General features: G+C 51.0%; 12 protein-coding genes. 1 reads left to right on the forward strand and 11 read right to left on the reverse strand.

Annotated features, from left to right (window positions below):
* Nucleotides 1-9: 9 nt before the first annotated feature.
* From DFR60_RS12925 to yneA, 7 genes are all read right to left on the reverse strand, one after another.
* A complete protein-coding gene (locus tag DFR60_RS12925; protein WP_110323261.1) occupies nt 10-1,083 on the reverse strand; it encodes an aldo/keto reductase in 1,074 nt (357 codons plus the stop codon).
* On the reverse strand, nt 1,080-5,171 hold the full coding sequence (locus DFR60_RS12930; protein ID WP_110323262.1) for a leucine-rich repeat domain-containing protein: 4,092 nt from the start codon (nt 5,169-5,171) through the stop codon (nt 1,080-1,082). Before DFR60_RS12930 ends, DFR60_RS12925 begins: the two co-directional genes overlap by 4 nt.
* Entirely contained in the window at nt 5,168-6,130 is a 963-nt protein-coding gene (locus DFR60_RS12935) for a tRNA dihydrouridine synthase (protein ID WP_110323263.1), read from the reverse strand. Before DFR60_RS12935 ends, DFR60_RS12930 begins: the two co-directional genes overlap by 4 nt.
* A gap of 65 nt (nt 6,131-6,195) precedes the next feature.
* The gene (locus DFR60_RS12940; protein ID WP_110323264.1) at nt 6,196-6,723 is read right to left on the reverse strand and encodes a hypothetical protein; all 528 of its coding nucleotides are present in this window, start codon (nt 6,721-6,723) and stop codon (nt 6,196-6,198) included.
* Nucleotides 6,716-7,582, reverse strand: a complete 867-nt coding sequence (locus DFR60_RS12945; RefSeq protein ID WP_110323265.1) for a DUF1700 domain-containing protein — start codon at nt 7,580-7,582, stop codon at nt 6,716-6,718. Before DFR60_RS12945 ends, DFR60_RS12940 begins: the two co-directional genes overlap by 8 nt.
* Entirely contained in the window at nt 7,575-7,895 is a 321-nt protein-coding gene (locus DFR60_RS12950) for a PadR family transcriptional regulator (protein ID WP_110323266.1), read from the reverse strand. The genes DFR60_RS12945 and DFR60_RS12950 overlap by 8 nt, the downstream gene beginning before the upstream one ends.
* A 299-nt stretch (nt 7,896-8,194) precedes the next feature.
* Nucleotides 8,195-8,512 carry a cell division suppressor protein YneA gene (yneA, locus tag DFR60_RS12955; RefSeq protein WP_002604070.1) on the reverse strand — a complete coding sequence of 106 codons (318 nt, stop codon included), beginning with the start codon at nt 8,510-8,512 and terminating at the stop codon, nt 8,195-8,197.
* A gap of 183 nt (nt 8,513-8,695) precedes the next feature.
* Here yneA and lexA point away from each other — a divergent pair, with 183 nt between their 5' ends.
* A complete protein-coding gene (gene lexA / locus DFR60_RS12960; protein WP_110323267.1) occupies nt 8,696-9,316 on the forward strand; it encodes a transcriptional repressor LexA in 621 nt (206 codons plus the stop codon).
* 315 nt (nt 9,317-9,631) lie between these two features.
* On the opposite strand, the gene rsfS is transcribed toward lexA, so the two are convergent.
* Genes rsfS through yhbY form a run of 4 tightly spaced genes read right to left on the reverse strand, consistent with a single transcriptional unit; the run spans nt 9,632 to nt 11,520 of the window.
* Nucleotides 9,632-9,985, reverse strand: a complete 354-nt coding sequence (gene rsfS / locus DFR60_RS12965; protein WP_002604072.1) for a ribosome silencing factor — start codon at nt 9,983-9,985, stop codon at nt 9,632-9,634.
* Between the two features lie 3 nt (nt 9,986-9,988).
* On the reverse strand, nt 9,989-10,579 hold the full coding sequence (gene yqeK / locus DFR60_RS12970; protein ID WP_110323268.1) for a bis(5'-nucleosyl)-tetraphosphatase (symmetrical) YqeK: 591 nt from the start codon (nt 10,577-10,579) through the stop codon (nt 9,989-9,991).
* Complete coding sequence (gene nadD, locus DFR60_RS12975) at nt 10,555-11,193, reverse strand: nicotinate-nucleotide adenylyltransferase (protein ID WP_110323269.1); 639 nt, start codon at nt 11,191-11,193, stop codon at nt 10,555-10,557. The genes yqeK and nadD overlap by 25 nt, the downstream gene beginning before the upstream one ends.
* A 33-nt stretch (nt 11,194-11,226) precedes the next feature.
* Complete coding sequence (gene yhbY / locus DFR60_RS12980; protein WP_110323270.1) at nt 11,227-11,520, reverse strand: ribosome assembly RNA-binding protein YhbY; 294 nt, start codon at nt 11,518-11,520, stop codon at nt 11,227-11,229.
* Nucleotides 11,521-11,553 lie beyond the last annotated feature (33 nt).

Below are 11,553 nucleotides of genomic sequence, written 5' to 3' on the forward strand. Positions count from 1 at the left end.
TTTCTTTCACTAAATCACGGAGTTTCTGATATGTATTTTTGTCAGCCTCTCGATCTGCTGCATAATCTCCGGAATTCGAAGCTTGTGGGGACACTGCTTCATGCAGGACAGACTGGTGCAGCTTCTGCAGGCTGCCGCGCTCTCTTCTATTCCCAGATCGAGCTTTCTGAGGGCCCAGTAATCCTTTCCCAGAAAAAAGTAGTGATACTGCCGGAAAACCGTATGAATTTCCGTTCCATGCGGGCAGGTACACCGCTGGCACCTGTCGCAGGAAATCGGCTCGTAACGCTTCCCCAGGACGGTGAGCACCCTTTGAAAATCGGGGCGTTCCGGGACCGTATCCCCGGCTGCGGCTGCGTTTACCTCTTCCACTGTCCCGAGTCCGATCAGGGCACAGGAAACCGGATATGTAAGAACCCCTTCAATCAGCGTCTTTACAGGGAAAAAGGAAGGCAGAATCCCGGCGGCGTAAACCTTATTAACCAGAAATCCCTTTTGCCTGAAAAGCGGCTCTCTTTCGATGCAGTCCAGCATGCCGCGTTCCAGAATGTTGCCGCTTCCCTGCAGCACATCGATCCGTTTATCCTTTGCCGCTCTCAAAAGGATGTCGTAGTAATGGGAGGCAATGCCTGTGAAGCGAATTTTCCTCTCGGCCTTCAGTTCCGCCAGAGCATCGGCGGCGCCGTACCGGCCAAAGACCTGGTCTTCGTGATCCGGATCCACCTGATGGGAAAAGTAGATGTCCGGTGCGGTTCCCAGGTTCTTTGTCGATTCAAGAACAGCCTGATACATCTCATTGCCGGTATAGAACCGGGCTTTATCAGAGATGACGATCTTATCGCGGCCGATTTTTTTCGCAAATGCTCCCAGTTTCAGTTCGGCGTCCCCGTACTCCGGGACAATGGCCGTATCGTACAAATTGCATCCGAGTCTCCAGGCGTGCTCCATGACGGCGACAGCCCCTTCTGTATCAGGGCTGTAATAGCCTGGAAGAACCGGAACATTGCCGCTTAATATGGGAATGGTTCCAAATCCGATCTCCGATACACGAAGACCGGTAGTTCCGAGATCTCTGTATTTCATGGCATCTCCCTTTCTGCCTCATGATTACGGCACCAGGCAAACGCCCTTTCCCCAATCTGTTCGATTCCCTCCGGCAGCGTGATATCCGTCAGGTTATAGCAGAATGCGAATGCCTCTTTCCCGATTCTCTTCAGTGTAGACGGGAGCACCACTCGTTTCAGCTCATGGCACCGGTAAAAGGTTCCGGGAAGAATCTCCACAATGCCCTCCGGCAAAATGATTTCCTCCAGTGAGGTGCAGTTTTCAAATGCGCGCTCTCCCAGAGACTGGAGCATGGGCAGCTCTTCGATCCGTTTTAAACGGACGCAGCCGGAAAAGGCCATGCGGCCGATACGGGTGAGGCGGGAGGTGCCGCTCACCGTTTCCAGCCATTTACACTGTTCAAATGCGCACTCTCCCACTGATGCGACAGAGTCCGGCAGAGTGATGCTGGTGAGAAGGTTGCTGTCCTTTAACGCACCGCGCCCGATCTCCGTGATTCCCTCCGGCAGAATTAAGCGGCTTATATTCCCCGTACATTCCAGCAGCAGTCCTGTGCCGTCTGTCTTGAAGCAGTTACAGCAGTCCTCGAAGATCTGTTTTACCATGGGCGGAAGCTCCTGCCTCAGAGAATGAAGGCCCTCCAGGCAGTACTCTCTCCCATCGGCCGTAACAATGCGTTTCAGCCGGATACAGTTTCGAAACGCATGTATCTCCACCGCTGTTCGGGAGGAAGAAAATCTGATTCCGGTTAAATCGATGCAGTTAGCAAAGGCCCACCCCGAAATCCGTTTGATGAAAGGGCTGATTAACACGTCGCCGGAGCAGGCAGCCGCGTCAATGATTATATTTTTAACGGTGACAGGATCTGTTCCGCTGACGGCGCGCTGCTGTTCCAGCCAGGGGGTCTTGTCGAATGCCCGCGGGCCGATATACTCCACGGAATCGGGGATTGAGACTGCCTCAAGCCGTGTCTGATCCTTAAACACCTCTTCCCCGATGGTTTTCACGCCCTCGGGTATGGCCACAAACCGGCCGCAATTCCGGTATTCGGTTAATGCGAGCTCCTCATCGATGGTAAAACAGCTCAAGGCACTTCCATAGATGCGCCTTACGGCCTCCGGCAGATTCCGGTCAAACAGAGCCTCATATGCCGTAAGCTCATACACTGTGTTCTCCAGAATAACCCTGCGTATGGCGGTGCAACCGGAAAATGCATAGCTGGCCGGAAAATCGATGTTCTGGCCGTCACGCAGCAGGATTTCCTCCAGATGTCCACAGTCCTCAAAGCTGTGATTGGACAAGGCGGACAACGTGGGAAGCAGCATGCTTTTTAATGCGTCACAGCGCTCAAATGCCCGTGTTCCGATCTGTTCGGCCAGAGGGAAGTGAACCGCCTCCAGACTCTCGCAGCTGCTGAAGGCTTCTCTCCCCATGCGGCGGAGGTTTTCCATACGGCATATTTTTAAAGCCGAACAGCCGCAGAACGCGCCGTCTCCCAGGAGAACCGTCTCCTCTAACGTGACCGATTCCAGGCTTTGACACCAGGCAAATGCTCGGGCACCGATTTCTGTAATCCGGCAGGAGAAAGCGGACAGGGAGATACATTTTTCGAAGGCGGAACTGCCCATCTCCTCAAGCGGGGCTGAGACATGAACCGACTTTAAATTCCGGCATCCTGCAAAGGAAGAGCTGCCAATTCTTTTTAAGCTTACTGGAAAATGGAGCGACCGGAGGAGGTCATTTCCGGCAAAGGCGTAGTCCGCGATCCCGGCAACGCCTTCCGGAATGGTCACGTCACCGCTTAAGCCTGAGCCGTCAATCAGAATACCGGAGACGATGGCGGCTCCGGGAAGCGGACCGTTTCCCAGCCGCTTCTGCTCCTCCAGAAACGGTGTACCGGAAAATGCTGAGTCGCCGATCTGAAGAAATACCCCCTCAATTCTTCTTAACTTTTCACATCCGGAAAACGCACTGTTTTCCACTACAGTACAGCGTTCCAGAGAAGGAACCTCTGTCAGTTCCCGGCAGTTTAAAAATGCGCGGGCCAACACTGAAGTCAGCTGACCGCCAGGCTGTGCTGCTGAAACCGTCTGTAAGGCCGTGCAGCGGGCGAAAACGCCTTCCTCGAGGATTTTAACGCCAGGAGGGAGAAGGACCTCTGTGAGCCCGGTACAGCCGCAAAACGCATATGGTCCAATCTGTGACAGAGCCTTCGGCAGGGTGATGGAGGTGAGCTCCGTGTTCCCGTAAAAAGCGCCTCCCGCAATGGCCCGAACCTCATCTCCCAGAACGACACTGCCGGAGAATCCGCTGCCGTCCAACAATATATGACGGACCGTTTTATCGGCTGGAAGCTCCTTTAGAAAGCGGCTGCCTTCGAATGCGTGTTTTCCAATGGCTTCAATCGAATCCGGCATTATGACGGCGGCGAGCTCCTCACACTGGAATGCAAATTTATCTCCGACATACCGTACCCCGTCTTCAAATGTGAGCCGTCTCATCTTCCCGCACTGGGAAAATACGTCGGTTCCGCAGGAAACCGGATTGCAGAATACCTGGGCATTTCGAATCCCGGAATGAGTAAATACGTTGCGCCCGATCACCTTCAGGGAAGGCGGCAGCACGATATCCCGCAGGGAGAGGCAACGGTAAAAGGCCATGTCACCCAGAACGGTCACTGTCTCCGGCAGCACAATGTCTTTTAATTTCTCACATCCGTAGAAGGCCAGCTCTCCGATCTCTTTGAGCCTGTCAGAGAAACGCACTTCGTTTAATACACGGCACCGGTTAAATACGGATGGACAGATGCTTTTAAGAGAATCCGGAAGGATGGCCCGAATCAGTTTTACGCAGTTTTCAAAGGCGGATTTTCCAATATGTCTGACTCCTTCTGGAAACTGGATGGTCTGCAGGACGAGACAGTCTGCGAATGCCTCCTCCCCGATCATCTCCACCGAATCCGGAAGGATGACCCGGTCGATGGCTTCATTGCCTGCAAAGGCCCGCTCGCCGATCACGGTAATTCCATCGGGAACGACAACCCGTTCCTCGCTTCCGCGATACCGAAGCAGCGTGGTCCCGCTGATGGAGAAATTCCCCAGAACCTGGGCGTGGATTTCCCGGACTATGAACGGAGCGCTCGTTTCATCCTGGCTGCTTAAGCCGGTAAGCTCGTATTCACTTCCGTCCGCCAGGCGGATGGTATGAAGCGTGGTGCAGTTCTTAAACGCGTCTTTGTGGATGGCCACCCGGTCGCTGGCAAATTCCACCCGTTCCAGATTGATACAGTTTCGGAAGGCGCGGCTCCCGATTTCCGTGAGACTGGCGGGAAGCCTTACGGAAATGATTCCTTTTTTATCAAAGAAGCAGCTTTTCCCGATCGCGGTAATTCCCTCGGCCAGTTCCACGTGTTTTAAATTTGTGAGAAAACGGGTGATGACGCCATCCTGTATCTCCATCATCCGGCAGATATCGGCGGCAATGGCGCGGACAGTCTCGGGAGCGTCGGAACCGGGTGCCATGGCGGCGACGGCATTGGCCATGTGATAGGAGGTCCCGTCGGAAAACGCGATATCCAGAAGACCGCTGCATCCGGTAAAACAGTCACAGATATGTTGAATATCAAGCTCCGGAGAGATCAGGATGCGTCGGAGCCTGATATCATTTAAAAATGTCTGAAGGCCCAGAGACTGAACCCCGGGCATATTTACGGTCTCCAAGCTGTCACAGTAAAGAAAGACGCAGTTGCCAAGCGCCTTGACGGAGGCGGGGATCGTGATGGCCGTAAGGCTGTGGCAGCGGTGAAATGCGTAATTGCCTATGGTGTCCAGCCTGTCCGGCAGCGTGATCTCCGCCAGCTTCCGGCAGCCCTTAAAGGCGTCATCAGAGATGACTGTGACCGTATCCGGAAGAAGAATCTGCTCCAGGGAGGTACAGCCCTTAAACGCCCCTTTTCCAATGGTGTGAACGCCACTGGGGACGGCAACGGAACGGTTCCGTGTCTCACATTGTTCCAGAATTCCGTTTTTTATGACCAGGCCGTCATTGTTATTCATTTCTGAGCCTGCGCTGCTGCTGTTTGGGATATTTGTATCTGTTCCATTCATCTCCGGTCCGCCTCCTCCTCATAGAATATTGCTTTTAATATCTGTTTCATTTCTTTCACATTGCCGCAGTGATAGAGAAGCTGCTTGTATTTTTTCGTTCCGCTCCTCTTCTTCATGCAGTAGGAAGCCAGCTTCTTCATATAGGTCAGCGTGTAGGTCTCATCATAATGGCGGGAGGTCAGTTCCAACTGGCCCATTAAAAGGCTGTATTTGTCTTCGGTAACACTGCGGCCGGTAAGACGGCTGAAAATGTACGGGTCCTGGAGGGCGTAACGGCCGATCATCACTCCGTCTGCGCCGGTGGCCTCCAGCATGTGCTGCGCTTCGCTGTCGGAAAATATTCCGCCGTTGGCGATAACAGGGATGGATACGGCGGATTTTGCCTGTTCGATCTGATCGTAATACGGAGTGCCGTCATACATCATGCTGCGGCTCCTCCCGTGGATAGAGACCATGTCAGCGCCGGCTTCCTCACACATCTTCGTGAATTCCGCGGCAATCAGCTCGTCCTGTCGGATGCCGACGCGCGTTTTTACGGTTACTGGCTTTCCGCTTTTTTTACAGCCGCGGATGATAGCGGCCGCCCGTCTGGGATCGGCCAGAAGCGCGCTGCCCTCGCCGCTCTTAAAGATATTCGGTACCGGGCAGCCCATATTGATATCGATGATATCGAAGCCGGACAGAGCCTCGCTGCAGGCGGCCCGTTCCATCACTGCCGGATCGGAGCCAAGAAGCTGTACGGCCCGGATCCGCTCTTCTCTGGTGGTGTACAAGAGCTTTTCTGTGGCTTTATCTTTATATTTCAGCGCGTTGGCGCTGACCATTTCCGTAAAACAGAGGCCGGCTCCCAGCTCCTGACACAGCATTCGAAAGGGCCAGGAGGTGTAGCCGGCCAGGGGCGCCATCAGCACATTGGAAGAAAGAAGCAGATGGTTAAGCCTTAAAGGATTTGTGTTCATATTAATTACTCCATAGGTGTTGTCAGGAGAACTCTGTTCTTCTCCTCTCATTATCCACCGCAGAATTAATCCATGGTGACGAGATCGATGGACGCCGGATTGACGAATATGCGTATGCGCTCCACGGAAACTGTGTCGTAAGAGCCGATCTGCCGATTCTTTATATCTTCCAGAAGCTGATCCTTACCTGCCATAAAGAGCTCCATATCATCAAGAAGATAATCGAACTCGATTCCTACATACGGGTCATCCGATTCCTTATCCGAGTATCGCAGATAAGGGGCAACCGCTTTTACATTATAGGTGATCTGAAAACGAATGGTGTTCTCCGGAACGGTCTCATCCGGTAAGATCTCTGTGGAATCAGCCGAGTGTCTGTGAAAATAGTAATTACCGTATATTCTCAGCTTCTGCTCTTCCTGAAGCTGAAAGGAGTAGTCGAGATTCTCAGTTGTCATCTTCACATCGCCAATCATGGTCCTGCCGGAATAGGCGAAAGATGAAAATTCGGAGAAGGAAAATCCGGTGCCGATTCCCGTAATGAATACTCCGCTGCAAAAAACTGCAATCAGGGCTTTATGTAAGTTACGCATCCTGTACCTCCTCTGTGAGTGAAACGGCGGTTTCTTCCGCCTGAAAACGATTTGTTTTGTTCATGCGAAGCAGGCTTACGCAGAAACAGGTAAATGCACCGCTGCAAAGCACGGTACCGAACATAACCAGGGTAAGCCCTTTCAGGGGATATCCCTTAAACAGCCATACGATCAGAATGCCGAAACAGAACAGTGATCCCAGCACGAACAGGCCGCCAAACAGGGCCAGAAACATCATAAACAGATTCCAGCACCACTTAAGGCCCCACAGGCAGAGGCGAATGATTCCGTGAAAGCAGCTTCCAATGGCGAAGGCGATGGAATGGCCCAGCGTGTGCATGACGGGGACTGCCCTTCCAGAGACGCCGGCGGATGTTCTCCTGTGTTCTCTCTTTTTTCTTTCAGTATCAATGGTCACGGTCTTTTCCTCTCTGTGCAGCAGCGAGCGAATCTTTCGTATGGGACAGAGGATCAGATAAGCCGCCTTCCTTCCTATGGCCTTTCCCGCTTCATAGCAGCAGACAGCCCCATGGCGTGCTGCGGCAGACAGCTTCTTAAAAAAGCGGGCAAACTTATCACGCAGATCGGCCCCGTGAACCGTGATCGGCTTTACCGGGAGCTTCCGGCCGTCCTTCGCCGCATCACCGGAAAATTCCGCTTTGACGTGGTAAGCCTCCAGAATCTGGGCGGCCAGCTCCTTAACACTTCCAAAATCGCGGATGGCCTCGTCCTCACTTAATCCGCTCTCCACCTTCATATCAATATGCTGGGAGTACTCCTCCAGAATATCCTGCTGTTCCTCATCTTCAAGGATAAGGAGATGCCGGTTTAACTCTTCCAAAAATTCATTCTTATTCATCCTTCTGCTCCTTCAAAAATGTACATACCCGCTGTTGAAATTCGTTCCACTCCTGCTCCTGTGTCTCCCGGTAGAGAACTCCGGCAGCAGTCAAGTGGTAATACTTTCGCGGCGGCCCCTCTGTGGATTCCCGCAGATATGTCTCAAAATAGTGCTCATTGGTCAGCCGCTTCAGCAACGGATAAATGGTTCCCTCATTCACATCGATGACCTTGGATACCTCTTCCACCAGCTCGTATCCATACATATCCTTCTTCCTCACGGACTCCAGCACCACCAGTTCAAGGACTCCTTTTTTAAACTGTGCATTCATTTTAAGTCCTCCTTTAATACTATATTATACATACTACTATGTAATGTCAAGTACTAATTAAAATAAAATACTGAAAGTGCACGAAATGTATTTATAATTCTGAATCCGATCCGGTCTCGTGCAAAAAAATACCGGCCTCACTTGACCCGATTACAGATCATGGAAGCCGGTGCTGCCTATATTGATAGAGAAATGGAGGATATGGCCAGAAAGATACAGCTCCCTGCCATCTGCCCTCTTCTTCTCTTCGCTGTTTTTGTCTCTGTTCTGCTCTCTTTTTTCTCAATGATTCTCTGTCCCTACTTCTCTGCCAGAACCTCAGTAACAGGCACACAATACATAATGGTCAGATGCTGGCCGCTGTGGATCACATCCTCTTTCAGCCCGTTCATACTCTTCAACTCAGCGACGTAATCGGTGGTGGACATGCGGCAGCTCTCGGCATATTCATCGGCGATTCCCCAGAGTGTATCGCCTTTCTGAATCTCGATGCTGGTATAATACTTTTGAGACTCCGGAAGTTCTGTTTCATCGGCCAGTGCATTCATCAGAGAATGACCGCAGACGTTCGACAGAATCAAAACAACAAGTGCCATCGTAATCATTAATTTTTTCATCTGTATTTTACCCCCTGTAACTCTTTTATGACAAAAAGAACATTTGTTCTGTATGGATATATCATACCACTCGAACAAATGTTTGTCAAGAAAGAAAACCACTTTTTTCGAACAAAGGTTTGCATTTTTATCGAACATATGTTACTATAAAAGAAAGAAAAAGGATTGAGGAGGCTGTGTTATATGGCTCAGGAGAAGATAACAGCGAAACAGCAGGAAATTTTAGAATATATTAAAGAAACGATCTTGAAAAAGGGGTATCCGCCGGCTGTCCGGGAGATCTGTGAAGCGGTACATTTAAAGTCAACCTCTTCCGTCCATTCCCATTTAGAGACACTGGAGGAGAAGGGATACATAAGAAGGGACCCCACCAAGCCGAGAACGATTGAGATTATCGACGACTGCTTTAACTTGACGAGACGCGAGGTCGTGAACGTGCCGCTCGTTGGTACTGTGGCCGCCGGTGTTCCGCTTCTGGCTGAAGAGAACATTGAGAATTACTATCCCATCCCCGTGGAGCTTCTTCCGAATGCGGAGACCTTTATGCTGAATGTAAAGGGAAACAGTATGATTAATGCCGGTATCTTCGATGGAGATCAGTTGATTGTGGAACGGTGCTCCACCGCTTACGACGGAGAGATCGTCGTAGCGCTGGTTGATGATTCGGCTACAGTAAAGCGTTTTTACAAAGAAGACGGCTATTACAGACTTCAGCCTGAGAATGATGAGATGGATCCGATTATAGTGGATCACCTGGAGATACTTGGAAAGGTGATTGGACTGTTCCGTTTGGGAATTAACTAGTACAGCATTGCGTAAATAACTGTGATTAAATTGCCTGATATTCGTGTCAGGTGTGTGTCTGCGGAGCGACGGTGTAGTGGACCCTACGGCTAGCTTCGCAGACGTGCACATGGCGCGGATAGCGGGTAATTTAATCATAGGAATTTACGCAATGCTGTACTAGATTGCTGACGGCCAGAAACACGGAATTTTAGGAAAATAGAAAGTAAAGCGGGAAGAGGTTGACATAATTGATTTATGTCAACCTCTTCCCGCTTTTGCTTTCCGGTTTCTATCTGTTTCCACCTGCTTCTGAATCCAGTCAGTTTCGTTCTGCTATTTCAGTTCACTGACATCCAGTGTCTTCCCATCGCGCCAGATGCGCTCTAGATCATAGAAGAGTCTGTTGTCACGGTCAAAGACGTGTACGATGATGTCGCCGTAATCCATAAGGATCCAGTTGGCTGACTGATAACCTTCCACCTGACGGCAGGTGCAGCCCATTTTGCCAAGTTCCTCTTCCACGTTATCTACCATGGCCTGAACCTGGTTGGAATTAGAACCGCTTGCTATAATAAAGTAATCCGCCATAACGGAAACGTTGCGGATATCGATGATGCGGATATCTTCGCCCTTTTTGTCGGATAAAGCCGCGTAAGCTGCTTTTACCATCTCGCTAGAGTGATTCATAGTTTAATTTCCTTTCTTTTCCTCGTGAAGCTGTTTGTAATAATCATATGCCAGATTCGTCATGGAATCCACATAACAGCCTTTCCCATTCAGATAATCCAGGGTATCCTTTAAAATCTGATAGATGCATTCCTTCAGATCCGTAAATGCCAGCGGGCGCACCAAAGGTAAATCCGGGGCCTCATACCGGCGCGGTTCGATATAATCCGCCGTGAAGATAATCTCCTCCAACAGTGTCATATCGGGCCGTCCGGTGGTGTGCCACCGGATTGCCGAAAGCACCTCCGGATCCGATATCTGATATTTCGTCTCGGCCAGCCAGGCGCCGTATTTCGCATGAAGGACAGCCGGGGCCTTCTTCTCATCTTCGGTCAGCGCGATCTTCTGCTTCCCGCATTTTTTGATGATGGTCTCATTGCTGTAGTGCTTTGCGCAGTCATGCAGAAGACCGGCCAGTTCCGCCCTGTCCAAATCACAGCCGTAGCGCATGGCCAGTGCCGCTGCGGTAAATGACACGCTTATGGTGTGTTCGTATCTGGAAGGCGTCAGTTTTCCGCTCAATTCGTTTCTCAGCTGTGCGATGATTTCCTGCATTCCGCCACCTCCTGATATAGATGATGCTCTTTAATATACCTGGCTACCGGCTCCGGGACGAATGGTTCAATGGACTCTCCAAGCGCGGTCATCCGCCGCAACTCAGCCGAGGAGATATCGATCTCCCTGCAGTGCAGCATGCGGACGTCAGCCTGATATTTCTCTTTCAAATAGGCAATCTGTGTTTCCATGGAACGGCCTGCCGACTCATATTCCCGCACTGCCGCCAGGATTACGGCCTGTTCCAGTACCTTTGCCGGTTCATGCCAGTGCTCGATCTCATAGAGGGAGTCTGCGCCGATGATGAAATAAAACGTATGGCCGGGATATTTCTCATGAAGAATTTCTAGCGTCTGCGACGTATAGGTGTTGCCGCTGCGCATGACTTCAAAATCCGAACAGGAAAATCCCTCGCGGCCCTCCATGGCGAGCCGGGTCATCTCCAGACGTATATGGCTGTCTGTTACACGGTGGTCCTTTTTGTGCGGCGGCTGTCCCGAAGGCATGTACCAGATCTGGTACAGTCCGTATTCGCAATAGGCCTGTTCTCCGAGGAGAAGGTGACCGTTATGGATCGGGTCGAATGTACCGCCCATGATTCCGATTTTCCCCATATTCAGTAACTCCTTACGTTACGCCGGCTGAACCTATGGAAGGATGATCTTTCTCTTCTTCTCTTCTTTCGCCGGTTTATAAAGGACAATTTTTCTTCCAATAACCTGAACCACCTCAGAATGGGTGCGCTCAGCCAGTGTCGAGGCGATTGCGCTGCCGTCATCGAGACAGTTTTTTAATACTGTAATCTTAATCAGTTCCCTTGCTTCCAGCGCTTCCGCAATGGCGGCGGTAATCTCCGGCGTGATGCTGGATTTACCGATCTGGAAAATAGGCTCCATGGTCATTGCTAAGCCCTTTAAATAAGAACGCTGCTTGCTTGTCATATTTCCTCCATCATATTACTTTTCAATTTTATC

The organism is Hungatella effluvii (assembly GCF_003201875.1).
Classification (GTDB): domain Bacteria; phylum Bacillota; class Clostridia; order Lachnospirales; family Lachnospiraceae; genus Hungatella; species Hungatella effluvii.

Coding starts and splice junctions, on each gene's coding strand:
- DFR60_RS12925 (WP_110323261.1), bottom strand. CDS start 1,083: ATGAAATACAGAGATCTCGGAACTACCGGTCTTCGTGTATCGGAGATC.
- DFR60_RS12930 (WP_110323262.1), bottom strand. CDS start 5,171: ATGAATGGAACAGATACAAATATCCCAAACAGCAGCAGCGCAGGCTCA.
- DFR60_RS12935 (WP_110323263.1), bottom strand. CDS start 6,130: ATGAACACAAATCCTTTAAGGCTTAACCATCTGCTTCTTTCTTCCAAT.
- DFR60_RS12940 (WP_110323264.1), bottom strand. CDS start 6,723: ATGCGTAACTTACATAAAGCCCTGATTGCAGTTTTTTGCAGCGGAGTA.
- DFR60_RS12945 (WP_110323265.1), bottom strand. CDS start 7,582: ATGAATAAGAATGAATTTTTGGAAGAGTTAAACCGGCATCTCCTTATC.
- DFR60_RS12950 (WP_110323266.1), bottom strand. CDS start 7,895: ATGAATGCACAGTTTAAAAAAGGAGTCCTTGAACTGGTGGTGCTGGAG.
- yneA (WP_002604070.1), bottom strand. CDS start 8,512: ATGAAAAAATTAATGATTACGATGGCACTTGTTGTTTTGATTCTGTCG.
- lexA (WP_110323267.1), top strand. CDS start 8,696: ATGGCTCAGGAGAAGATAACAGCGAAACAGCAGGAAATTTTAGAATAT.
- rsfS (WP_002604072.1), bottom strand. CDS start 9,985: ATGAATCACTCTAGCGAGATGGTAAAAGCAGCTTACGCGGCTTTATCC.
- yqeK (WP_110323268.1), bottom strand. CDS start 10,579: ATGCAGGAAATCATCGCACAGCTGAGAAACGAATTGAGCGGAAAACTG.
- nadD (WP_110323269.1), bottom strand. CDS start 11,193: ATGGGGAAAATCGGAATCATGGGCGGTACATTCGACCCGATCCATAAC.
- yhbY (WP_110323270.1), bottom strand. CDS start 11,520: ATGACAAGCAAGCAGCGTTCTTATTTAAAGGGCTTAGCAATGACCATG.